Raw genomic sequence first — 24,443 nt, 5'->3', positions numbered from 1 at the left:
ATAAAAAAGGTTAGCCGGAAATTCCCGGCTAACCTTTTTTTATTCTCAGTTGTCGTCGTCATCATCGTCATCGTCGTCATCGTCGTCATCATCGTCATCATCATCGGATGATGAACGGCCGACAGTGTATCTGTTGTCGTAGGTGTTTGTAACAGTGCCCCTAAGGTCTGAATTGCTCAGACCGGAATCGAAGGCAGCGCCCATTCTCTGTTGGATTTCAGAATCACTCAGGCTGCTCTTGTTAGAGAGTTTGGTATCTTCTGCGATAAGACCTTCGATCGGTTCATCCATGCTACTGCTGCAGTCGTCCTCCTGTTCCATCGTCAATGCACAATATTCCACTTCACGGACGGAATCGGGGCGGTTGAAGCTCTGGTTGGCGCCCATTTCTTCCGGTGCAGCTTCACTGAGTGCCGTTGCCATGTCCCTCCAGTTATAGATGTGCATGTACTGTTCGGCATCCTGGTTGGCAACCTGCGGAATGTTCCTGTCATATCCCATCCAGAGTCCGAGTGTCACTTTTGGATTGTAGCCCATGAACCAGGAGTCGATGAACGAATTGGAAGTTCCGGTTTTGGCAGCCCAGTCGAATTGGTCATCATATCTGTTGTAGAAATCCTCAATATGATAGGCAGATCCTGTTTGGAACGATTCCTGGAGCATATCCGACATCAGGTAGGCTGTTGATTCCTTGAAAACCTGTTCGGTGCTTCCCTCATGCTCATAGATCACTTCGCCTTCAGGACTTGTGATGGATTCGATCATGTAGCTGTCGGTCATTTTACCATCATTGCCGAATGTCGAGAATGCGTCGACGTTCTCTTCAACGGACATGTTGTTGACGCCGAGCGGCAATGAAGGAATGAGGTTATTTTCATTCGCATACATTGTGTCCGCAAGCGGCATGCCCATCTTGTCGAAGTACTCCTGAGGGTTATGCTCTCTAACATCCGACCATAACCTGAGGGTGCTCAGGTTATAGGAGTTGCTCAGTGCATGTTTTGCTGAAACAAGACCGAATTCCTCATCCACATCGTAGTTTCTCGGACTGTAATTGATGGATGGAATCGTAAAGAATTTGTCCAGAAGCACAGTGTCCGGTGCAATGATGCCTTTATCCAATGCGGGACCGTATGTGATCAGCGGTTTCATCGTAGAACCGGCCATCCTTGAAGTCTGTGTGGCATGGTTCACGGAAGAGTTTTCATGATTTCTGCCGCCGACAAAACCTAATATCTTGCCTGATGCATTGTCTTTCAGTACAGCGCCGATTTCATGCTCGAATTCCTGGTTGCTTTCCTGCTGCTCTTCCTCCGTAGCATCTTCGGCTTCCTGGATGCTTCTGTTGCCGTAGTAATAATTAGAGTTGTTCTTTACATTCTGCATCGTGTCATAGATGGTTTTATCAATTGTCGTTTCAATATGGTACCCTTGATTTCGGAGTGCCGTATTCGCTTTTTGAGTATACTCCTGGTTAAGGAGCGGCGTTGAATCCACATCTTCCCTTGAAACGCCTTCTTCTTCGGCAATATGATATTTGATGATGTCTATGCCGCGTCTTTCCACTTCTTCAGTCAGGAACGGATAATCCTGATTCGGCACTCTTACACTTTCAGCCAGGTTGCTGTAGATGTCATAATCGACTGCTTCGTCATATTCCTCCTGCGTGATTGAACCTTCTGTGAGCATCCGTTCCAGTACAAACAACTGACGGTTTTTACCGGACTGCAGTGCCTCCTCACTTTTAACGTCGCCCCCCTGCATAAATGGTGTATATGCATAAGGATTCTGCGGCATGCCTGCCAGGAATGCACTTTCAGCCAGATTGAGATCCGCTGCATCTTTGCCGAATACTCCCTCGGCCGCAGCCTGGATGCCCGCTATGTTCTGGCCATTGGCATTACGTCCGAAGGACACAGCGTTTAAGTATGCTCCAAGAATCTCTTCCTTGCTAAGTAGTTTTTCGACCCTGAACGCGAGAAGCAGTTCCGTGGCCTTACGGTCGAATGTGGTCTCGTTTGTGAGCAGCTGATTTTTGACCAGCTGCTGGGTAAGCGTACTGCCTCCCGTCCCCGACTCGGAACCGCCGACCTGCTGAAGTGTCGCCCTGAGGAATGCTTTCGGTACGATGCCGTTATGATCATAGAAGTACTCATCTTCTGTAGCGATGAGTGCATCAGTGACATAAGGTGAGATATTATCATATTCCACACGTTCACGTATAAGGTCCGCTCTCAGTGTGCCGAGGGATTCACCGGAACCGAAGGCGACCGTTGTACTTTCTGTCATCTCCGTCAATGCTGTTTTCACTTCGTCAGCGGGTTCGACCTCTTCATCATTGACAAGGGCAGCGAAGTACCCGAGGCCAATGCTGAAGACAAGTATGCCGATCAGCGTAAAGGAGAGGAGGAGGAAGAGTACAATATTCCATATAGTATTATAAGCAGTGAAGAATGTTATTCTTGCCGGCGAACCGGCCCGTTTGAAACGGTCAGTTGCATTATTTAGTTTTTCTTTGAATGATGACCCCTTCAGCCTATCTTTCTCTGAACCGCCATCACCACCGGAAAACATTTTTTTAATATCATTTAAAAAGTCGTTCTTCTTCATGACTACCTCCTGTCACCGGTCATTATAACATAGAAATAAGTAGGGGAGTTAACGAATAAACACCGCTTTTATGCGATTCCTCATGTTATCATATGGCAGATATACATGAAAAGAATTTAGCAGTTCACTTCTTTCCGCGGTTGACTTCACAAGAACTAAATTGTATGATATTGCTAAATTGATATTTACTGGACTGCAGAGAAGTAGCGGGTTTTGTGCAATTTAGAGAGCCGGTGGTTGGTGAAAACCGGTGCGCACCCCCTGTGAATACACTGCAATCAACCGTGTCCGGGCGTCCGGGACAGCGTTCTGTCCCAAAAAGAGTTAAATGTATGGTGGTACCGTGTATAAAAGCACCCTTACTTTTTGTAAGGGGCTTTTTTTATTGCGATGATATAAATTTCAAATCAGGAGGAAGAACACATGAATGAATTGATAGAAGATCTCAAATACCGTGGGATCATTTACCAGATGACGGATGAAGAGAAGATTTCGGAGCTATTGGACAATGAGCAGCTGACGCTCTACTGCGGGGCGGATCCGACTGCAGACAGTCTCCACATCGGACATCTTGTACCGTTTCTGACGATGAGGAGGTTCCAGGAGTACGGCCACCGGCCGATTGTCCTGATCGGCGGCGGCACAGGGATGATCGGAGACCCTTCATTCAAGGCTGAAGAACGCAGCCTCCAGACCGAGGATCAGATCGATGACAATGTCCAGGGCATCAAAAAACAGATGGAACAGATTTTTGATTTTTCTGATGAAAATGGGGCAATCCTGGTAAACAACAAGGACTGGCTGAAAAACATCAGCCTGATCAGCTTCCTCAGGGATTACGGGAAACATGTCAGCCTGAACTACATGCTTGGAAAAGACGCGATCCAGTCCAGACTGGAAACGGGCATTTCATATACCGAGTTCACATATACCATTCTCCAGGCAATCGATTTCGGTCATCTGAATAAGGAATACAACTGTAAAATGCAGATCGGCGGGTCAGATCAGTGGGGGAACATCACGAGCGGGCTCGATCTGATGAGAAGAATGTACGGGGCGACGGAAGCGGAAGGAATGACGATTCCACTCATCACGAAAGCCGACGGCAAGAAGTTCGGCAAGACCGAATCGGGTAACATCTGGCTGGACCGCAAGCGCACATCACCTTATGAATTCTACCAGTTCTGGATCAACCAGAGTGATGCGGATGTCATCAAATTCCTGAAGCTGTTCACCTTCCTGTCCAAAGAGGAGATCGGGTCACTCGCGGAATCCGTTGAAAATGAACCGCATCTGAGAAAGGCCCAAAAACGTCTGGCAGAAGAGATCACTGCATTCATCCACGGGGATGAGGCTCTCAGGGAAGCGCAGAAGATAACAGAAGCGCTGTTCAGCGGGGATATCAAATCTCTGACTGCCGCGCAGGTGAAGGATGCGTTCAAAGATGTACCTTCGGCGAACTATGATGAAGCGGATATGAATCTGGTGAAAATCCTTGTAGATACAAACGTGTCCCCATCCAGGAGACAGGCGCGTGAAGATATCACGAATGGTGCCATCTACATCAACGGCGAGCGCCGGCAGGACGTGAATTATGAAATCCGGGAATCCGACAAGCTGGATGGCGAATTCACGGTAATCCGCCGGGGCAAGAAAAAATATCACATGATCCAGTACGGTAAATAATCTATCTGAGCACAGATCGGCGTATCTGTGCTCATTTTTTTATGATCATGATTGACGATGTGGCTTCCGCCACTGTTTTTCCATTCTGCATGAGTGTGGCTCTGCCGTATGCTGCAGTCCGTCCTTTTTTGTGTATCCGGCACAAAATTTCGACCTCTCCTCTGATAACTGGCTTGAGAAATGTGGTATTCAGATTGATGCTCGCAAATCCCTCATCCATTTCAAGCTGTGAACTTATCGCATAGGCAAACATGATGTCGGCAGCTGCACCTGAAAAGCCGCCCATGGCAACACCATTGCCATTGATCATTTCATCAGTCACTGTCCATATTCCTCGGCTTTTTCCTTCTGACGCTTCTTTCACACTGACGTTCAGGTAGTGATCGCACGGCGGTGCAGATGTCTCTTTTCTGACAACGTTCCTCAGATCCAAGGTCGTCCCTCCTTATAGATAACTGTGTTGGGTAAAACATTGATATTGTTGTTATATAAATTTTATTCTATATGAAATTTGTAATAATTCAATTATTTCAATGCAATTCCTTGACTTCCCCGGTGAAGTTTTTTACTATTTGTTTATAACAGTTAATAATTATAAATTTTTATAATGTTATAAAAGGGGACGTGAATGTGACAGAAGAAATGGAGATTTATGATACGACGATTATCGGAGCCGGCCCTGTCGGCATGTTTACCGCATTCTATGCCGGCCTCAGATCAATGAAAGTGCATCTGGTGGACAGTCTCCCTGAGATGGGCGGGCAGCTGGCGACGCTTTACCCTGAAAAGTATATTTATGACATTCCCGGTTTCCCGGGAGAGAAGGCTAAAGATATCGTTTTGAACCTTGAAGAGCAGATGAACCGCTTTGATGTGGACGTATCACTGGAAACGAATATTATCAGCATCAACAGGACGGTGGAGGACACTTTCATCATAGAATCGGAAAATGATCAGGTTTTCCATACCAGGACGATCATCATTGCCGGCGGCAATGGTTCTTTTGAGCCTAAGCGTATGAAGCTCCCGAATATAGAGGAATATGAAGGGATAAACCTTCATTATTTCGTGAAAGATATTGAGCATTTCCGTGATAAGGACGTTGTGATATTCGGAGGCGGGGACTCTGCTGTGGACTGGAGCCTGATGCTCAATGATACAGCGAAATCGGTGACGCTGGTCCACCGGCGGGATCGTTTCCGTGCACATGAAGCAAGCGTCCAGGAGCTGAAGGATTCTTCGGTGAATCTTCTGACACCGTTTCAGCCGGCTGCGTTCGAAGCTTCTGAGAAGCTATGTTCAATCACCCTGAAGCATGCGAAGGAGGAGATGGAAATAGAAGTGGACGGAGATGAATTCATCTGCAATTTCGGCTTTTCTTCGACACTCGGTCCCATGAAAGACTGGGGTCTTGATATCAGAAAGAATGATATCACGGTCAATTCCAAAATGGAGACCAATATTGAAGGGATCTATGCTGTGGGTGACATCAACAGCTACGAAGGCAAAGTGAAACTGATCGCAACAGGCTTCGGGGAAGCACCGATCGCAGTATCCAGTGCGAAAGTCCATATCGATCCGGCAGCAAAGCATCAGCCGCAGCATTCCACATCCATCATCGATGAAAGCCAGGGGGGAATATAATGGAGAAACTGTATACGGTGGTCAATCAGGAAACCTGCATATCCTGCGGTTCATGCGGGGCTTGTGCGCCGGACATTTTCGATTACGATGGCGAAAGGAAGGCGTTTGTACACATTGACGGCAACAGAGGAACGGCGCTTATAGAGGATGAGGACATGCTTTTCGATCTTGAGGACGCCCTGGATGGGTGCCCGACGGATTCGATAAAGACCGGCGTGGAGCCGATAGTAACGGCGGATGCCGGAAGTTATTAAGGGGGCGGTAAAATGGAAGCGGTTACAGATATGTCTGAAAGTGGCAAGTACGAAGCATTCATGAAACGGATTGAAGATGGTGACAAGATTGAAATGGATGACTGGATGCCCGACGAATACCGGACAGTGTTGATCAAATTGATCTCAATGCATGGCATCAGTGAAATCATGGGGGCGCTGCCTGAGAAGGAATGGGTGCCCAAAGCACCGGGGCTTGGGCGCAAGCTCGGCATCATGGCGAAAGTCCAGGACGAGATGGGGCATGGGCAGCTGCTGCTCAGGGTGAGTGAGGATCTGATGAAACCACTCGGCAGGAACCGTGCGGATATAATGGACGATCTTTTTGAAGAGCGGCTGAAGTTCCACAATGTTTTCCATATGAGGACGCATACATGGGCGGATGCCGGACTGATCGGCTGGCTGGTCGACGGCGCAGCGATCATCACACAGACGAATATGCTTGGGGCATCATACGGCCCTTATGCACGCGCCCTAAAACGCATATGCGCTGAGGAGGTTTTCCATGCCCAGCATGGTGAATCCATCATCATGGCTCTGGCGGAAGGCAGTCCGGAACAAAGGAAGATGCTCCAGGATGCAATCGACCGCTGGTGGCCGTCGCTTCTCATGTTCTTCGGCCCTGAATCGAAAGACACGACGGGCAGTTCAAAACAGGATGCAACGATAAAATACCAGATCCGCACCAAGACGAACGAGGAACTGAGACAGAGCTTCCTCAGTAAATATGTACCGAGGATACATTCGCTCGGCCTGACAATCCCTGATGATACACTCCGATTTGATGAAGCAACAAAAAAATGGGAGTACCGGCAGCCGGATTGGAAAGAGTTCAAGCAGATCATCGGCAATGAAGGGCCGAAAAGCCAGGACCGTCTCAACTTGAGGAGGGCGGCCTATGAAAATAACGCCTGGGTCCGTGAGGCATTGGAAGCATAAGGGGGATAAATACATGAGCGGCACTTTTTACAATGAATATGAAGTGTTTTCCAAAAGGGCACCCGATAAGGAGTTCATCCATCAGTTCAGTCTGACGGCACCGAATGATGAAATAGCGAAAGTGATGGCCCAGGAGAACTTCCTGAGGCGGGAGCCCGTCTCTGACCTCTGGGTGGTGAGACGGGAGCACATACTTACTTTATCGGAGGGGAAAAAACATTCCCTCAAGCGCCTGGATAATAAAGATTACAGGAATACGAAGGGCTACGGGTATCTGAGGAAAAAATGGAGACAGTACGAACAGAACCCGCTGGATGAAAAAGAAATAATGGGATGGGCGAAGGAGTGAAGTCATGGAAAAGACGGAGAACGGAAAGTTTGAAGGGCTGACGGAGACGGATCAGGAATATCTTGCCGACCTGCTGAAGCAGCTTGCAGATGATGATTATCTGCTGTCATTCAGGTCATCGGAATGGCTCGGGCTGGCCCCGCATATCGAAGAGGATGTGGCGTCGGCTTCGATTTCACAGGATATGATGGGACACGCTTCAATGTATTATGGGCTGCTCGGGGACATATGCGGCAGGGATGCGGATGACCTCGCCCATTTCAGGAAACCGGCGGACAGAAGGAACAGCATCCTCACAGAAAAGAGGAATGGCGAAGGCGAGTATCTTGATGCACCAAAGTATGACTGGGCCTACCATGTCGTCAGGAACCTCTACTACAATATGCATAAAAAAGTGAAACTTGATGCGTTGAAACAATCTTCATGCAGTCCGCTGAGGGACGTTGCGGCAAAAGCGGCAATGGAACTTTATTATCATGAGCTGCACTGGCGGACATGGTTTATCGAGCTGATGAATTCAAATGATGATGCAAAAGCGCGCATGACGGCTGCGCTTGAAAAAGTGAACGGCGAATGCGCCGATCTGTTCCATCTTGGAAAGTACGCTGAAGATATCACCGCAAAAGGATATATCGCGCCCGAAGCTGAAATGAAGGACAGCTTCCGAAAGGAAATGGAAAAGGTGTTCGGTCAGACGGCCAGCGTGTTTTCATTTCCGGACGCTCAGAAAGAGAACGGCAGACTCGGCGGGCACACCAGGGACCTGGAAGATGCATTGGAGCTGATGAACGAAGTCTACGGCTCAGTGCCGGAGGCAAAATGGTAGGTGGATGTATATGAAGGTTGAAAAAATTTTGGATGAAGAATTGATACTTTCGAAACTGGCAGAAGTGAAGGATCCGGAAATCGATACGGTTTCCATCGTCGATCTTGGAATGGTGTATAAAGTGGCGGTAGCGGATAAAAATATAAAAGTGACGCTGCTGCCTACATTCAGCGGGTGCCCTGCGCTTCCGATCATTGAAAAGAACTGCGCGGCGGCACTGCTGGAACTTGACGGTGTGGATTCAGCCGAAGTCGAATTCACATTTTCAGTGCCGTGGACGAGCGACAGGGTAACTGAAGACGGCATCAGGGGACTGAAGGAATTCGGGATCGCACCGCCGCCGGAATTCATTGAAGGGGACGGCAGCTGGCATGTCGACTGCCCGTATTGCGGATCGACGTTTGTGACGATGGAGAACATATTCGGACCGACGGCATGCCGCAGCATACTGTACTGCAGAAATTGCCGGAATCCGTTTGAAGCGATGAAGCTCGTATCATCAAATATGCATTAAAAGGGGAGAGGTAAATGGTAAAGGTTGTAGCTATGTACGGACATCCGGAGGATAAGCAGGCATTCGATGCCCATTACTTCGACAAACATATACCGTTGACTGAGAAGATTCCCGGTCTGAAAGAAGTCAAGGTGAGCAAATATGACAAGGACCCGATGGGAAATCCGAGCAGGTACTATATCATCTGTGAAATGTATTATGACAATATGGATGAATTGAAAAGCGGCCTTTCATCCGATGAGGGCAGGGCATCTGCAAAAGATGCGATGTCACTTTCCGGAAAATCGGTGACCTTCATGGTCGGCGAAGATGCTGATGGGTAACTATAAAAACATCAGTACCGATCTGAAGGATGGTATAGGCATGATCTGGCTTGACCGGCCTGAAATGAACAATGCGATTTCCATTGAGATGACAGAGGAGATTCTTCATGCCATGGAATGCTTCGACGGGAATCAGGATGTAAAGGTCATGACTGTCATGGGAAGGGGACGAATGTTTTCAAGCGGTGCGGATATCGGTGAAATGAAAGATGCCGATGCGCGGGATGTGATGGTGCGGGACCAGTTCAGAATCTGGGACAGGATGGCTGAAATAACGAAACCTGTCATTTCCGGCGTTCACAAATATGCATTTGGCGGTGGATTTGAACTGGCGCTCCTCTCGGACATGATCGTTGCGGCCAGGGATGCAGTATTCGGGTTCCCGGAAGTGACCATCGGGGCTATGCCGGGGGCAGGCGGCACCCAGCGACTGACCAGACTTGCCGGTACGAAGCGGACGATGGAGTGGATAATGCTCGGCGAAACCATTTCAGCCAAGACACTGCATGACCATGGTGTCATCAACCATCTTGCAGACGAAAGGCTTCTCGAGGAGACCGTATTCAAACTGGCGGCAAAACTTGCAAAGCAGCCGCAGATTGCCTTGAAACTGATCAAGGAATCCGTAAACGCCGCCCAGGATCATTCGTTGTATGCGGGCATGCAGATTGAAAGGAAAAATTTCTATCTGCTGTTCTCAACAGAAGACCAGAAAATCGGAATGCAGGCGTTTTTGGATAAGAAACCACCTGAATTCAGGGGGCGGTAGAAATGTATGAAACCATCATTGTAAACCAGGAAGAAGGCATCGGACAGATTATTTTCAATCGTCCGGATAAATATAATGCCTTCAATGATGAAATGCTGGAAGAAACCGGGCAAGCTCTGAGAATGCTTGAGAAAAGTGAGGATATCAAGGTCATCACCATCGAAGGGACAGGCAAGGTTTTTTCAACCGGGCAGGATCTTACCGGGGTGGATGAAAGCATGGATCACGGAGAAATGATCCGCTTGTTCTATGCACCGCTGATACAGGCAATTGATACATCGGAGAAGCTGATTGTGGCTAAAGTGAATGGAATAGCAGCAGGCGCGGGGATGAGCATTGCACTGGCATGCGATATGAGATGGATGAGAGATGATGCAATGATGACCAGTGCATTCATCAATGTCGGTCTGGTTCCGGACAGCGGACATATCTTTCATCTCACAAAATTGGCCGGACAGCAGAAAGCTCTGGAAATTTCTTTGTACTCACCCAGGCTGAGTGCCCGCGAATCAATGGATCTGGGACTTGTCGATGACGTTTTTGAAAAGGACATTTTTGATACAGAATGCTGTGCGAGAATAGACGATCTGCTCGGAAAGCCGTCCATTGCAATCGGACTGATCAAACAGCTGACAAAAAGGGTGGCGGATTCGGCGCTTTCGGAATTCATGGATATTGAAAGTGAATACCAGAGATTAAGCGGTCTGACCGAAGATCATCGTGAGGGCATGATGGCGTTCAAGGAAAAAAGAAAAGCGGAATTCAAAGGAAAATAGGAGGATACTTAAATGACGGAAGTGAAAGTGCAAAACGGCATCAGGAGAGAATTCTATGAACTTTTCATCAATGGTGAAAAGGTGGAGAGCAGTGACGGCGGCACGAAGGATATCATCAATCCGGCAACGGGCGAAGTCATCGCCAAAGTCGCCATGGCGACAGAGGAGGATGCAGAACGTGCCGTGACGGCGGCGAAGGATGTCTTTGAGAACAGCAAATGGAAAATCTACCCGACGTCCAAGCGGGCAAAGATCCTGAACAGGATTGCTTCAATCATGCGGGAAAGGTTCGAAGAACTTGTTGAGCTCGAAGTCCTGAACTCGGGTAAATCAATCAATGCGGCCATCGGACAGATCAGCCAGGCTGTTGAGGATTTCGAATATTATGCGGGTGCTGTCTATAATCACGGCGGCCAAACGAATGATGTGCCCGGCCAGTTCCATAACTATACCGAAAAAGAACCGGTCGGTGTATGTGCACAGATTGTACCGTGGAACTATCCGCTGATGATGGCTGCATGGAAAGTCGCACCTGCACTCGCTGCAGGATGCACCATTGTTTTAAAACCCGCATCATTGACACCGCTGACTGCACTGGTGCTGGGGGAAATCTGTCAGGAGGCAGGTGTCCCGGATGGTGTGATCAATATACTGCCGGGGAACGGCAGCAGGATCGGTGACTATCTCGTCGAACATCCCGAGGTTGATAAAGTCGCCTTCACCGGATCGACGGATACAGGCAAAGACATCATGTATAAAGCAAGCCGGACACTGAAGCGGCTGACACTGGAGCTCGGCGGCAAATCCCCGGCGCTCATTTTTGGTGATGCAGAGCTGGAAAATGCAGTGGCTTCATCCGTTTATGGCATCTATAACAATACGGGTCAATCCTGTGATGCGAGAAGCCGGATATATGTGGAAGACAGCATTTATGATACATTCGTCGAGCAATTCGTTGAAAAGACGAAGCAGATGAAAATGGGCGATCCCATGAGTAAAGAAACGCACATGGGCAGCCTGATTGATGGGAGTCAGCTGGAATCGGTTGAAGCATATATAGAAACCGCGAGACAGGAAGGGGCGACCATCGCATATGGCGGCAACCGTCTGATCATTGAAGGTTATGAAGGCGGGTTTTGGCTCCAACCAACAATCATCACTGACGTTACAGAAGACATGACAGTGGTCCGTGAGGAAATATTCGGTCCGGTGGTCGTCATCTCACGCTTCAGTGATGAAAAAGAGGCGGTCAGTCTGGCAAACAATACAATCTACGGTCTGGCATCAAGCATATATACAGAAGATACGAGGAAGGCAAAACGTGTGGCCGATAAGATCAGAGCGGGCATCGTCATGATCAACTGCCCATTTTCCGCATTCCCCGGCACTCCGTTCGGAGGATATAAACAATCCGGATTCGGCAGGGAACTTTCTGCAGAGACTCTTGATCTGTACAGTGAAACTAAAAGCATCATGTCGTATTTTGGCAGGAAACCGATCAATCCTTTCATGCTGTAGCCCGCAGAAGGAACGGGTCCTGATCCCATTCCTTCTCTTTATAACCGGAGGTGTAACCTTGCAGACCAATAGAATAACAGTCATCGGCGCCGGCGTAATGGGCAAAGGGATCGCATATGTTTCCTCTCTTGCCGGTTTCGATACAGTCATCATGGATGTTGATGAAAAGATGGCGGATAGAAGTTACGGGGATATAAAAAAACTTTTTGATAAAGGCGTCGGCCGGAACAAAATAAGCATGACCGACAGAGAAGATGCACTCGGCAGACTGAGGGTTTCCGTTTCCTACGAAGAGGCAATCAAGGATTGCGATCTTGTCATCGAGGCGGTTCCGGAAGTCGCCGAAATCAAGCGGGCGGTTCATGAAGCTGTTTCAGAAAAGGCAATGAGCCACACGATTTTCGCTTCAAACACAAGTACGATGAGTCCGACAGAAATTGCCTCCTACGGCAACAGACCTGAAAGTTCGATAGCAATGCATTTCTTCAATCCGGTGCACAGGATGCCGCTGGTCGAAATAGTGAGGGGGCTTGAGACGTCGGATGCCACTGTAACTGAAGTGGAGGCAGTTGCCAAAAAAATGGGGAAGGAGACAGTGGTGGTCAATGAATTCCCCGGCTTTGTGACTTCAAGAATGAGCTGCCTCATAGGGAATGAAGCTTTCCATATGCTCCAGGAGGGGCTGGGGACGCCCGCGGATATTGACAAAGCGGTCCGCCTGGGTCTGAACCATCCCATGGGACCGTTTGAACTGGTGGATCTTGTCGGACTGGACGCCCGGCTGAATAACATGAAAGAACTTCACAGCAAACTCGGAGAAAGGTTCCGGCCGGCCCCGCTTCTCGAGAAATACGTCAAAGCGGGACGGCTGGGTAAAAAATCCGGGAGAGGAATATATGATTACAGTGAATGACAAGGGAGGATTGAGACGGATGGAATACATCGAAACCGCACAGGAGGGAAATGTATACCGTATCCATTTCAACAGGGAGAGATATTTCAATGCATTCAATTATGGAATGCTCAGGGAACTTGAGCAGATCATTGAGGAAATAATGAATAGCGACAGTGTGAAAGTGGTTCTTTTTACAGCTGCCGGAAAAAAGGCGTTCTCCAGTGGGGCGGACCTGAAAGAACGCCTTGGACTCGATGAGAACGAAACAATGAGGAATGTCAGGCTCATCAGTTCCGTTTTCGACAAGATCAGCCGGCTTGATCCCGTCACAATCTGCAAAGTTGACGGTCTCGCTTTTGGCGGCGGGATGGAGCTGATCCTGGCATGTGATTTTGCAATCGCCGCCGATACTGCGCAACTCGGTCTGACCGAAGTGGGCTGGGGCATCATACCGGGAGGGGGAGGGACCCAAAGGCTTGCCGGGCTCGCCGGTGTGAATAAAGCCAGGGAAATGATATTGCTGTCTGAAAAAATCTCTGCAGCCGATGCTGAAAAATATGGTATCATCTATAGAATGGTAAAGGCGGGCGATCTGGATGAAGCCGTCGGGAATCTGATGGATATTCTGCTGTCACAGCCCAAAGTGGCGCTCCATGCAGCCAAACGCGCCATCAATGACAGCATGGAACACAGCGTTTCGGAAGGCGTACAGATTGAGCGCCTGCATTATTTGAAAACACTCAGAACATACGACAGAATGGAAGCGTTGAACAGTTTCGGTGAAAAGAGGAAACCAGCATTCAGGGATGAATGAAAAGGATAAGAGGTAGGATCATGGCAAAGACGCAATCTTTGATTTTTACTATATATGGCGATTATATACGCCATTACAACAACCGGATATGGGTAGGCAGCCTGATCAGACTGCTCGAGGCATTCGACCACAATCCCCAGTCGGTGAGGATGAGCCTCTCCCGCATGTCGAGGCAGGGATGGCTGTCGATTGACAAAGAGGGCAAAAAGAGTTTCTATACACTGACCGAAGCCGGGAAAAGCCGTCTGAACACTGCTGCCGGAAGAATATTCAATATCGGTAAGGAGAGGTGGGACGGGCGCTGGCTGATGGTGGTGCTGCAGAACAGGTTCGATGACGCAAGGCACAGACAGGCATTCATCAGGGAGCTGGAATGGCATGGTTTCGGACAGCTTTCCACGAATGTCTATATCACACCGAATAAGCTTCATGAAACCATGGACAGACTGTCTGTAAAATACAATCTGGAGGACAAGGTTGATATCTTTTCTGCTGAATATACAGCGGGGGAAAATTCACGTCTGATTCAGAGGGGCTGGAATATTGAAGAAATAAACGAAAGGTATGAAAGCTTCTTTGAAAAGTACAGCAGGGATTATGTGCTGGACAGACAGCTGATTGCGGAAGGAGGTCTGACTGACGCTGAATGCTTCATAAAAAGGGTCATGCTGACACACGAATACAGAAAATTTTTATTCATAGATCCAGGCTTCCCGGCGGAACTGCTTCCCGGGAGATGGCTCGGCCATCATGCCGGACAGCTGTTCAGCGACTATTATCAGCTCCTCGGCAGAGGCGCCATTGAATTTTTCGAGGGCGTGTTCAAGGCGGATAATGCATATGACTCCATGTTACCGGATGCTAGTGTACCGACGGATTCATATCTTGAAATGGAGGATTGAACATGATGAACATCATGGACGCGCTCGGACTCAGCATTCCCGTTGTGCAGGGCGGCATGGGGAACATACCGACAGGGCGCTTTGCTGCACTCATTTCCGAACAGGGCGGAGTCGGAACAGTCAGCTGCGGGACGCTCGCCCCCATTGAAGCGGAACAGCAGTTCAAGGAAGCGAGGAGGCTGACGGACCGCACGCTCGCAGTCAATGTCCCGATCTCCGTCAATGCCGCCCCGGAGGATATGATCAGGCTTGCCGCCCGGTACAATATGGATGTCATCACTCTTTCAGCAGGAAACCCGGCACCCTACATACCAGAGATCAGGGCGCTTGGCATGAAAGTAAATGTGATTGTCGGCACGGTTTCCCAGGCGAAAAAAGTGGCGGGCATGGATGTGGATATCATCACATGCGAGGGATACGAAGCCGCAGGGATAAATGCTTCCACCGAAGCCACGACGATGACGCTCATACCGCAGGTGAAAAAGGCCATCGACAAGCCGCTGATTGCTGCCGGCGGCATCGGGGATGGGAGAGGCATGCTTGCGGCAATGGCGCTGGGTGCGGATCTGGTGCAGCTCGGCACACGGCTGGTCGCCACCAGGGAGCATCCCGCCCACCATCACTACAAGGCAAAGATAATCGAAGCGGATGAGTCGTCGACAAAAATATACGGGAGGTCGGTCGGCAGACGCAGGAGGCTGCTTGAAAATGAATATTCCGAGAGCCTCCGAAAAGAAGAAGAGCGCGGCATTTCGCTCGGAACATACAAAGAAAATACAGATGAGGAAAAGCATCTGCTCGGTGCAGTAGAGGGGGATATGCACAACGGGTTCATAAACGGTGGACAGATTTCCGGCCTGATTGATGAGCTGCCCGGTGTTGCGGAACTGTTCAGTGCATTCAGGTCAGAATTTAATGACAGCCTCTCCAATATAAAGAAGCTATGAAAATTTTCATAGCTTCTTTTGCTTTATCGGATTGTGAAGGCATATCGTTTTTCATCGGTCATCCTGCCGTGTTCATACGTCCGCTCGATGAATTCCACATTATCGTCCTTATCGACAACAAGTACAGTGGAGCAGCGTGTCCCGTAATTTTCAGTGTCGATGAACAGTGATGAGAGCTGTGTTTCCAGTTCATTGGAAAGTCCGGTGTCCGGCAGATCTTCCACAGGCGCCGTATCACTGTCCTTCAGCAGCCTGAACAATGCCTCCACATCAATAACTTTGCCGGAAGTGATTGCTGAAAGCATATGCTTCCCTTTGACAACTTTTGGCCACGGCGTATCGAGGTGGTGGTTGCTAAGTCCGTGGACGCCGTCTCCGATCCTCTGAACTTCATTTTCATAATTGTTCAGATAATACAGTTCATCGGGAGAGCCGGCAATCAGGTTGAATCCAGAGTATTCCCCGGCTTCTGCTTTCAGGGAGGCGAGATATTTTTCGGCCGGATCTTCCGACTGCAAAAATCCGCTGACCAGCAAACCGCGTGTTTTAAGGTTGGTATTCAGGAGCTCGTCGCTGTTACGGATATTTGTAAGTGCTGCAATGCGGCCGTCCAATGTAATGCCGAGCCATGTTCCTGTACCGCGCAAATCCCTCCCGGCAAGGATATTCCCGTCGTCATCCCAGAATTTTGCAGGTTCGGTCGGGCGGTGATACTCCTCGTCCCGGTTGGCTGCCAGAACCAGCTTGTATTTTTCATGATCATTCAATTGAAAATTTATCAGACACATAGAATCAACCCCTTTAATCAATTCTTGGTTCCATTATATACTCCCGGGCGCCAGTGTTGAAATATTCGAACCGGACACAAAAAATCCCGGCTGCGGGCCGGGATCAGAGGTGAACCTAGAAAATGATATGTGCAATGACAGTGATGATGGGCAGTGTAATGACTGTTCTGAGAAGGAAGATGATGAACAGTTTCCCCAGGCCGACAGGAACTTTGGAACCGAGTATGACCCCGCCGACTTCGGAGAGATAGATGAGCTGTGTGATACTCAGAGCTCCGATGATGAAGCGCGTGATGTCTGCAGAAACCCCTTCAATCAGAATGGCAGGCAGGAACATGTCTGTGAAACCGATGAATAATGTTTCGGATGCAGCAACAGCTTCCGGTATGCCCATGATTTCAAGTACAGGGACAAACGGCGCGCCAAGCCATGTAAAGACCGGAGTGTACTCGGCCAGCATTGTACCGAGTGTACCGATTGCCATGACAATCGGCAGGACGGCAAACCACATGTCGCCGACTGTCTTTATGCCGTCTTTCAGGAAATCAACGAAGCCGTCAGCGGATTCGGCCCTGTCCAAGGCTTTCTTATAGCCCCACGAGAAAGGGTTGTGGCCTTTCGGAATCGTTTCGTCGACATCCTGACCCTCAGTATAATAATTATCTCCAATGAGAGAGAGGGGCGGAATCCTCGGCATTATGAACGCAGCAGCCAGTCCGGCGACCAGAACCGTCAGGTAGAAGGCGCCGAAGTAGTTCATAAGGCCGATCAGATCGAGGATGACGATTGTGAAAGTGATCGAAACGACTGAAAAAGTCGTTGCGATGACGGCTGCTTCACGTTCGGAATAAAAGCCTTCCTCATACTGCTTGCTGGTCAGGAGGACCCCCACGGTGCCGTCTCCCACCCATGAAGCAAGGTTGTCCACTGTTGAACGGCCGGGCAGTGTGAACAGCGGCCTCATGACTTTTGCAAAAATCGAGCCTACAAATTCCAGCAGCCCGTAGTTCAAAAGCAGCGGGAGCAGTATTCCTGCGAACAGGAATACTGCGAATAATGTAGGGAGCAGGTCATTGAGCAGCATGCCGCCGGTAATATCGGAATTGATGGCTTCCGGTCCGATCGTCATGATAGCCATGATTGAGAATACCGCGCCGACGATCCTCAGAATGACCCATACCGGATTTACAGTGAACAGATTGGCGAGAAACGCATTTTCCGGCCTGTATATCCAGCTGAAGATCAGGGTGAGCAGTGCGGATATGTTGATGATGATGACAACAATCAGGACGACCGTGTCATATCCAAGAGATTCATTAAGTAAGTTGGCAAGGAAAGCCACCGGAATGGTCGTTTCCCCGTCTACGCTGATCGGAAATATGAACATTAGAACACCGATCAGGGACGGTATTATGAATTTTAATAAAGTTGCAGTATTACGCATAAAACTTCCTCCCTTTGTTATAATTATACATACAGCACCCGACAAGTAAATACATAAAACATAGAAAACGTTTTCATACCCATAATCAGTTTATACGCAACGGTATTTTAATGCAAATATTAATTTTAAATGTATAAAAATTTAATCTGTTTTGAATAATCGGACTATATTGCTATCATTGGATCTGTAAAGGAGAGGATAGAATGAATGTCATCGACACGCACTGTGATGCCCTGTTGAAGCTGCAGGGTGACTACCGGGACAGTTTGCCTACAGGAGAAAGACTGCTCGATTACAGGAATGCAGACAACCTTGATACCAATGCCGGACGACTGAGGAAAGGGGATGTAAAAGTCCAATTCTTCGCGATTTTTATCGCTCCCGGCATCCCCGACAATGAAAAATGGCAGCATGCTCTTGAGCAGGTGGACTGTTTCTACAATGAAGTGATTGCACAGGAGGGCTTTGTCCATATCAGAAACTTCACTGAAATAAATGAATTGAAACCGGACCAGGTTGGCGCGGTACTTACATTGGAGGGTTCGGATGCTTTCGGCAACGACCTGGTGAAACTGAGGACCCTGATCCGCCTCGGAGTCATGTCACTCGGTCTTGTATGGAACAATGCCAACCTTGTCGCAGATGGTGTAGGGGAGAACCGCATGGCAGGACTGACGGATTTTGGCTATAAGGTCATTGAGTGCTGCAATAAACATGACGTGCTGATAGATGTCAGTCACCTGAATACTGCCGGTTTTACTGACATTATTGATAAGGCAGACCGGGTCTTCGCTTCCCACTCCAATTCGAGGGAGGTGTTCGATCATCCAAGGAACCTGTATGACAGCCAGGTCAGACAGATCATAGAAAAAGGCGGAATGATCAACATAGTATTCAACCCGCCCTTCATAAAAGAAGGTGATGTCTCCATTGAAGACCTGTTTCCCCATATAGACAGGATCATGGAGCTTGGCGGAAGTGACAATATCGGTATCGGGTCTGATTTCGACGGCATAGGTTCTTATGTAAACCGACTGCAGAATGCAGGCGATTTCCCGAATCTCACAGATGCCATCAATCAAAGATACGGCAGTGGTTTCACCGCAAAAATCACACACGGAAATTTCATCAATTCATACTGCTGAACACTGTTAAGACGCCTTCCGGGGGAAGGTGTCTTATTTTTTAGAAACATAATTTCTTGTGAATTATATTTTTTGTTTCACTTTTAATAAGGTGAATAATATAAACTGATGTGTACTTATTCACATAAAAGCGGTACAACATTGATGTGTCTGTTGATTTAATTGTGAAAGTAGTTTATAGTGTAAAAGTCGCTTAAATATAAAATTTCAAAAGTTTGGAGTGGATATTTATGGGATCTGTGAATGTGGCAGATCGTGGGAACGAATCACACGAGGATGATTATTCATTGGACAAGGTTCCTTACGGGGAACGCAAAATGGGTTGGTTCAGCATAACCAACATAACTTTCGGAATCGCAACAGCGATTTTTTATTTTCAGCTGGGAAGTGTCATGGCGCTTCAGTTCGGTGCTGTCAACGCGCTGATATCAGCCGGCTATGCCATCATAGTGGCAGGAATCATGGGCACCATCATCTCTTATCTGTCCGCAAGAAGCGGAATGAATGTCAACTTAATGTCGCGCGGAGGCGGATTTGGATACATAGGTGCCTCTCTGACATCACTTATCTACGCTTCCAATTTCATCATGTACTGTGCTTTCGAAGGTATGATACTGGTCTATGCAGTACATGAATTTTTTCCGATAATTCCGGTATGGCTGCTCATAGTCATCTTTGGTTCACTTGTAATTCCATTGAACTGGTTTGGCATAAAACAACTGGATAAGCTGCAGAAATGGTCACTGCCGATATTTTTTGCATTTCTGATTGCCGCAATTACAGTGGCGATCTTTACGACTTCTCTTTATGAAGGACGATTCTGGACTTACATGCCTGAAGGGGTGCAGGTCGGCGGTACGGCACTCCTGCTGTGCATCGGCATGCAGCACGGCATCATGGGACTGACTGCGCTTCTTGCAAGTGACTATGCCCGCTTCCTGAAGCCCGGGCATATCAGATTCGGCTCGGTTGCCATCGGATTCATTCCGCAGATTTTTTGTTACGGAGTCATGGGCGGTCTCGGCATCTGGTTTGGCGTCCGTCTTGCGGAGCCGAACCCGGGCGTATACATCGTCCAGCTGCTTGGTATCGGCGGTGCATTGTTTACGATGCTGACCCAGGTCCGCATCAATGTCACCAACATTTACAGCAGCTCACTGTCACTTTCCAATTTTTTTGAAAATGTCTGCCGGTTTACACCCGGCCGCAGATTCTGGATAGTAGTCGCGGGGCTCACGGCAATGATTCTGATGCTCGGCGGCATCGTTGATCATCTGGATACTGCTCTGACATTCCAGGGTGTCTTCCTGCTTGCGTGGGGTGCCGTACTGATTACTGATGCGCTTGTGGTCAAGATGTTGCTTAAGATAGGCCCTGCCTTCTATGAGGCACGCCAGGAAAATCTGTACAAATGGAATCCGGTGGGAGTGGTCTCACTAATTATAGCCAGCGGCCTCGGCACAGTGGCGGCACTCGGCTACATGGGGACATTCCTTGAAAGTACTGCTGCATTCTTTGCGTCAGCGCTGGCTGCGATACTGACCGTTCTGCTGGCAGTATTGACCAAGGGCAGGTATTACCTTAAGAATGAAGTCAATGACATCGATCCTGAAGACATATTATTTGAACGTAAGGAACAGAACGTAAATCCGGGCAGTGTCGGCGGACCGGCAACGGTAAACGCAGAAAGTCTGGAAAAATGATCTGTGGACAATCAGTGTAAAATGACTGGACTTATCATCACTGATGATGTATCATGATATAAGCAAATACGGACTTATGATTTTACAGACTTATATAAATGGATTGCCGACAGAAGAAGCTCAGGGCGCTTAGCGCCCTGAGCTTCTTTTATTCCGCGTTCAATTCTTCGTAGCCATCAAGCACTCTGTCATAGTCATTCTGTACCTTTTCCTCCTGGGATCTGACTGTGTCGAGTATTTCACCAGCCTCTTTTGTGAATTCATCATCGAAAGGGTTTCCGGCTATGAATGTCCTGTTGAATTTGCCGATGTTTCCGGTCAATCCATGCAGTGAGCCGATATACGCGAGCATATCTTCCTTGAGTGCTCTGTGTTCATCAGAGCTGACTTCGTAATTCTGTATTGTAGTTTCAAAATCTTCTATTGCAGGAATCATTTCTTCATAGATGATCCTGAGCTGTGTTTCACGGTCGTCGGATGCTTCGATTTCTTTGTAGTAGTCCTGGAAATCAGTTTCAATTTCGCTCTGGTTCCGCTCGAATGCACTGTACATCGCATCCAGTTCCTCCTGGTCCTGAGCCTGACAACCTGCTATGAGGAATCCTGCCAGAAGTATGGGAATCAATCTTTTCATTTTGCCACCTCATGCATATTTTATCATGTATGAGGTTTCCGGCCCAGCAGTCCGGCTCTCTGCTCAGCCGGATAACACATTATTTTTTGAAATGGAGTCAAAGATGAATAAAAAACTGTTAATTACATTTACTGTGGGTGTATTCCTGCTCGGTATGATGGAGCTCATCATATCAGGAATCCTTGAATTGATGAGTGACGACATTGGCATATCCCACGCCATGACAGGGCAGCTGATTACTGTATATGCAGTCAGTTTCGCTGTCTTCGGACCGCTGCTGGTAAAGGCGACGGAAAAGTTCAGGCCGAAACCTGTCATAATTGCCTCGCTTGTCGTCTTCATAATCGGCAATCTCATATTCGGGATGTCAAATACATTCATCATGCTTTCCCTCGGACGTGTCGTCACGGCGGTCGCCGCTGCGGTGTTCATCGTAAAGATAATGGATATGACAGTGCTGCTGTCACGTCCGGAAATCAGGGGGAAAATGATTGCACTTGTCTATATGGGATTCAGTGCAGCCAATGTCTTCGGAATTCCGATCGGGACACTGATCGGTCAGCAGTTCGGATGGCGCATCATTTTCTGGCTTGTAATCATCATCGCAATACTGGTGGGCATCGGCATCCTGTCGCTCGTGCCTGACAGGAAGGGTGAAGACCTCGGTGAGCCGGTGCCGGATAAGGTCCTTGATAAGAGGAACGTTTTCCTCTACATCGGTGTAACCATGGCGGTGCTGATCGGCAATTATATCGTCATCGGCTATATTTCGCCGCTTATGACATCCAACGGCTTTACGCTTGAAAGCGTCTCAGTTGCACTGCTCATTGCAGGAGCGGGAGGCATGACCGGAACTTACATCGGCGGTCTGCTCGTGGACAGGATCGGAAGTAAGCGGACCATCATCTATATGCTTATCCTGTTCATGATATCGATGGCGGTTCTGCCATTGCTGTATGGCACACCAATCCTTTTCTACATCAACCTGTTCCTGTGGAGCGTCTTCCAGTGGAGTACGAGCCCGTCGGTGCAGAGCGGACTGGTCGAGAATGTACAGGGTTCTGCAGCAATGGTGTTCAGCTGGAATATGTCAGGGCTTAATCTCGGCATAGGCATCGGAGCAGTCATCGGTGGAATCTATATCAGCAATTACGACATCAGTTTCGCTCCGTGGCTGAGTGTTTTCATCGTCGGCCTCGGGCTTTTGTCCGTATCATTTGTACGGGAGCATGAAGAAATAGTATAGTAGATGAAGTATTAATAACAATGACTGGGTGATTCATTTTGTTCATGAGACTGATTCTTACCATTGCACTCTCATTTTTCGTGATTTACGCCATAAACTTCTTTGACATTGCCTCGCTTGACTACAACATCAGGACTGTTGCTGCAACGGCCGTTGCAATCATAGTCCTCAGGCTGCTATACAGCGTGTTCACCAGATTCATGAAGGTATTCCTCTTCGTAGTGATATTCCTGCCGATCGTGGGTCTGATCATCTATTATATATACTCATATGTGACAGGGAACCCGGTTGAATTGTTCGATATCGGTTCCCTGATGGAAAGGGCTCAGTCATTTTGAGCCCTTTCTATATTTTATGAAAGTATTGGTGTATCATATTAATCAATGAAAACATCCAGGGAGGTTGGAAATGACACAGGATTATCTGCCAGTCGGCCAGTCGGAAAGAGTACATGAAATCGATTCGGTGAGAGGGTTTGCGCTCCTCGGTATTCTGATGATGAATGTCATGGCCTTTGCGGGACCGACGATCGAGGAACAGTTCACCGGCGAGAGGAGTGATATTTATACAGAGGGGGCGAATTCCTCCGTCATCATGTTCATCAATACTTTCGTCACCTCCAATTTCTATACGATGTTCTCATTCCTTTTCGGCCTGGGATTCTATATATTCCTTTCCCGTGCGGAAAAGAAACCGGGATCTGTTTCGCTGCTTTTCCTGAGGCGCATGGTGATGCTCCTTGCCTTCGGACTGTTTCATGCCATTTTCATCTGGTATGGGGACATACTGACCGTCTATGCCGTAAGCGGTATCATTCTGCTCATCTTCTATAAACTGAAACCGGCGGTCAATCTGGCAGTAAGCATTATCATACTGCTTCTTGGCACGGTGTTTACAGCCGCCATGGCACTGCTGCTCTTTGCAGCCGGAGGCGATGCCGGCGGGATGAGCGCCTATGATCCGGGGTTCAATATGGTCTCTTCCTTTCAGGAAGGCGGATACATGGATGTTCTGAACATGAACATATCTGTTTTCAGCATCATGACATCAAGCAACATTACGATGGTCCCCCTTGTGCTGGCGATGTTCCTGCTCGGACTTTCTGCAGGGCAGAAGCGCATATTCGAGAACCTGGCCGCCCACAGGAAGCTGCTGATATGGACAGCAGCGGCGGGCCTGGGCGCAGGGACACCCATCAAGATCCTTGTCGGTTACGGTTTTACCTATATGATGGATGATCCGGCGTGGTCTGTTTTGACGCTGCTCGCCTATACAGCCGGCGGGCCGCTGATGTCACTCGGCTATATCGCGCTCTTCATCCTTGTTGTGATGAAGTTCAAAAGAGTGACGAAACTGCTGCAGCCCGTGGGGCAGATGGCGCTGACCAACTACATCATGCAGAGCGTGCTGATGACGGGGCTGTTCTATGGCCTGAATCTGTTCAACAGGGTGGATGCCGTATGGTTCATCCCCGTTGTACTGGTCGTTTTCCTGATACAGATGGTTCTGAGCCATCTCTGGATGAAGGTCTTCAGATTCGGTCCGCTTGAATGGGTATGGAGGACTGTCACATACGGCACTGTCATGCCGATCAGGAAATAATAAAGGCCTTTCCCCTGCGGAGAGGCCTTTTTCAACGCTAATATAACAAACATTTCAAATATTTCAGGAAGATGTTATAATGATTTTGTAAGCGTTT

General features: G+C 48.4%; 25 protein-coding genes. 20 read left to right on the top strand and 5 right to left on the bottom strand.

Annotated elements, in window-relative coordinates; translation table 11 throughout:
- Window positions 1-45: 45 nt before the first annotated feature.
- Entirely contained in the window at window positions 46-2,610 is a 2,565-nt protein-coding gene (locus WN59_RS02980) for a transglycosylase domain-containing protein (protein ID WP_046512299.1), read from the bottom strand.
- A gap of 423 nt (window positions 2,611-3,033) precedes the next feature.
- Between WN59_RS02980 and tyrS the strand changes: the two genes are divergently transcribed.
- Entirely contained in the window at window positions 3,034-4,296 is a 1,263-nt protein-coding gene (gene tyrS, locus WN59_RS02975; protein ID WP_046512297.1) for a tyrosine--tRNA ligase, read from the top strand.
- 31 nt (window positions 4,297-4,327) lie between these two features.
- Here the strand turns inward: tyrS and WN59_RS02970 are convergent, their stop codons facing one another.
- Window positions 4,328-4,729 (bottom strand): PaaI family thioesterase, encoded by a 402-nt coding sequence (locus tag WN59_RS02970; RefSeq protein WP_046512294.1) that lies wholly within the window; start codon window positions 4,727-4,729, stop codon window positions 4,328-4,330.
- A gap of 209 nt (window positions 4,730-4,938) precedes the next feature.
- Here WN59_RS02970 and WN59_RS02965 point away from each other — a divergent pair, with 209 nt between their 5' ends.
- From WN59_RS02965 to WN59_RS02900, 14 genes are read left to right on the top strand one after another with little or no spacing between them, the layout of a single operon-like run.
- Window positions 4,939-5,940: an NAD(P)/FAD-dependent oxidoreductase gene (locus WN59_RS02965; protein WP_046512850.1), complete on the top strand. Its 1,002-nt coding sequence runs from the start codon at window positions 4,939-4,941 to the stop codon at window positions 5,938-5,940.
- Window positions 5,940-6,194, top strand: a complete 255-nt coding sequence (locus tag WN59_RS02960) for a ferredoxin (protein ID WP_046512292.1) — start codon at window positions 5,940-5,942, stop codon at window positions 6,192-6,194. Before WN59_RS02965 ends, WN59_RS02960 begins: the two co-directional genes overlap by 1 nt.
- Window positions 6,195-6,206: 12 nt before the next feature.
- Window positions 6,207-7,151: a 1,2-phenylacetyl-CoA epoxidase subunit PaaA gene (gene paaA / locus WN59_RS02955; protein WP_046512289.1), complete on the top strand. Its 945-nt coding sequence runs from the start codon at window positions 6,207-6,209 to the stop codon at window positions 7,149-7,151.
- A 13-nt stretch (window positions 7,152-7,164) separates the two neighbouring features.
- Entirely contained in the window at window positions 7,165-7,500 is a 336-nt protein-coding gene (gene paaB, locus WN59_RS02950) for a 1,2-phenylacetyl-CoA epoxidase subunit PaaB (RefSeq protein ID WP_046512286.1), read from the top strand.
- A gap of 4 nt (window positions 7,501-7,504) precedes the next feature.
- On the top strand, window positions 7,505-8,326 hold the full coding sequence (gene paaC / locus WN59_RS02945) for a 1,2-phenylacetyl-CoA epoxidase subunit PaaC (RefSeq protein WP_082099113.1): 822 nt from the start codon (window positions 7,505-7,507) through the stop codon (window positions 8,324-8,326).
- 10 nt (window positions 8,327-8,336) lie between these two features.
- Window positions 8,337-8,840 (top strand): 1,2-phenylacetyl-CoA epoxidase subunit PaaD, encoded by a 504-nt coding sequence (paaD, locus tag WN59_RS02940; protein WP_156172376.1) that lies wholly within the window; start codon window positions 8,337-8,339, stop codon window positions 8,838-8,840.
- A 14-nt stretch (window positions 8,841-8,854) separates the two neighbouring features.
- On the top strand, window positions 8,855-9,163 hold the full coding sequence (locus WN59_RS02935; RefSeq protein WP_046512281.1) for an EthD family reductase: 309 nt from the start codon (window positions 8,855-8,857) through the stop codon (window positions 9,161-9,163).
- Complete coding sequence (locus tag WN59_RS02930) at window positions 9,156-9,932, top strand: enoyl-CoA hydratase/isomerase family protein (protein WP_046512844.1); 777 nt, start codon at window positions 9,156-9,158, stop codon at window positions 9,930-9,932. Before WN59_RS02935 ends, WN59_RS02930 begins: the two co-directional genes overlap by 8 nt.
- 2 nt (window positions 9,933-9,934) lie before the next feature.
- Window positions 9,935-10,708: an enoyl-CoA hydratase/isomerase family protein gene (locus tag WN59_RS02925; protein WP_046512278.1), complete on the top strand. Its 774-nt coding sequence runs from the start codon at window positions 9,935-9,937 to the stop codon at window positions 10,706-10,708.
- Window positions 10,709-10,720: 12 nt separating this feature from the next.
- Window positions 10,721-12,226, top strand: a complete 1,506-nt coding sequence (locus WN59_RS02920) for an aldehyde dehydrogenase family protein (RefSeq protein ID WP_046512275.1) — start codon at window positions 10,721-10,723, stop codon at window positions 12,224-12,226.
- 58 nt (window positions 12,227-12,284) lie between these two features.
- Window positions 12,285-13,139 (top strand): 3-hydroxyacyl-CoA dehydrogenase, encoded by an 855-nt coding sequence (locus WN59_RS02915; protein WP_082099094.1) that lies wholly within the window; start codon window positions 12,285-12,287, stop codon window positions 13,137-13,139.
- Window positions 13,123-13,935: an enoyl-CoA hydratase-related protein gene (locus WN59_RS02910; protein ID WP_052747242.1), complete on the top strand. Its 813-nt coding sequence runs from the start codon at window positions 13,123-13,125 to the stop codon at window positions 13,933-13,935. Before WN59_RS02915 ends, WN59_RS02910 begins: the two co-directional genes overlap by 17 nt.
- 20 nt (window positions 13,936-13,955) lie before the next feature.
- Entirely contained in the window at window positions 13,956-14,837 is an 882-nt protein-coding gene (locus tag WN59_RS02905; protein WP_046512272.1) for a PaaX family transcriptional regulator, read from the top strand.
- A 2-nt stretch (window positions 14,838-14,839) separates the two neighbouring features.
- Window positions 14,840-15,784: an NAD(P)H-dependent flavin oxidoreductase gene (locus tag WN59_RS02900; protein WP_046512268.1), complete on the top strand. Its 945-nt coding sequence runs from the start codon at window positions 14,840-14,842 to the stop codon at window positions 15,782-15,784.
- A 23-nt stretch (window positions 15,785-15,807) separates the two neighbouring features.
- Here the strand turns inward: WN59_RS02900 and WN59_RS02895 are convergent, their stop codons facing one another.
- Together WN59_RS02895 and WN59_RS02890 are read right to left on the bottom strand one after the other, a co-directional pair.
- Window positions 15,808-16,572, bottom strand: coding sequence for an NRDE family protein (locus tag WN59_RS02895; RefSeq protein ID WP_046512267.1), 765 nt, complete (start codon window positions 16,570-16,572; stop codon window positions 15,808-15,810).
- Window positions 16,573-16,687: 115 nt separating this feature from the next.
- Window positions 16,688-18,016 carry a YjiH family protein gene (locus WN59_RS02890; protein WP_046512265.1) on the bottom strand — a complete coding sequence of 443 codons (1,329 nt, stop codon included), beginning with the start codon at window positions 18,014-18,016 and terminating at the stop codon, window positions 16,688-16,690.
- A 203-nt stretch (window positions 18,017-18,219) separates the two neighbouring features.
- Between WN59_RS02890 and WN59_RS02885 the strand changes: the two genes are divergently transcribed.
- Both WN59_RS02885 and WN59_RS02880 read left to right on the top strand, forming a co-directional pair.
- Complete coding sequence (locus WN59_RS02885; RefSeq protein WP_046512262.1) at window positions 18,220-19,161, top strand: dipeptidase; 942 nt, start codon at window positions 18,220-18,222, stop codon at window positions 19,159-19,161.
- 230 nt (window positions 19,162-19,391) lie between these two features.
- A complete protein-coding gene (locus WN59_RS02880; protein WP_046512260.1) occupies window positions 19,392-20,864 on the top strand; it encodes a purine-cytosine permease family protein in 1,473 nt (490 codons plus the stop codon).
- Window positions 20,865-21,012: 148 nt separating this feature from the next.
- On the opposite strand, the gene WN59_RS02875 is transcribed toward WN59_RS02880, so the two are convergent.
- The gene (locus WN59_RS02875; RefSeq protein WP_046512255.1) at window positions 21,013-21,498 is read right to left on the bottom strand and encodes a hypothetical protein; all 486 of its coding nucleotides are present in this window, start codon (window positions 21,496-21,498) and stop codon (window positions 21,013-21,015) included.
- Window positions 21,499-21,601: 103 nt separating this feature from the next.
- Between WN59_RS02875 and WN59_RS02870 the strand changes: the two genes are divergently transcribed.
- The 3 genes from WN59_RS02870 to WN59_RS02860 all read left to right on the top strand — a co-directional run bounded on the left by WN59_RS02870 (window position 21,602) and on the right by WN59_RS02860 (window position 24,346).
- A complete protein-coding gene (locus WN59_RS02870; protein ID WP_046512252.1) occupies window positions 21,602-22,744 on the top strand; it encodes an MFS transporter in 1,143 nt (380 codons plus the stop codon).
- A 44-nt stretch (window positions 22,745-22,788) separates the two neighbouring features.
- Complete coding sequence (locus WN59_RS02865) at window positions 22,789-23,082, top strand: hypothetical protein (protein WP_231577076.1); 294 nt, start codon at window positions 22,789-22,791, stop codon at window positions 23,080-23,082.
- A 70-nt stretch (window positions 23,083-23,152) separates the two neighbouring features.
- Window positions 23,153-24,346, top strand: a complete 1,194-nt coding sequence (locus WN59_RS02860) for a DUF418 domain-containing protein (RefSeq protein ID WP_046512244.1) — start codon at window positions 23,153-23,155, stop codon at window positions 24,344-24,346.
- The last annotated feature ends 97 nt before the right edge of the window (window positions 24,347-24,443 follow it).

Origin of the sequence: Salinicoccus sediminis, from assembly GCF_000986795.1 — a bacterium.
Lineage (GTDB): Bacteria > Bacillota > Bacilli > Staphylococcales > Salinicoccaceae > Salinicoccus > Salinicoccus sediminis.
Note: the sequence above shows the minus strand (reverse complement) of the source record. Positions and strands in the feature narration are given on the sequence as shown.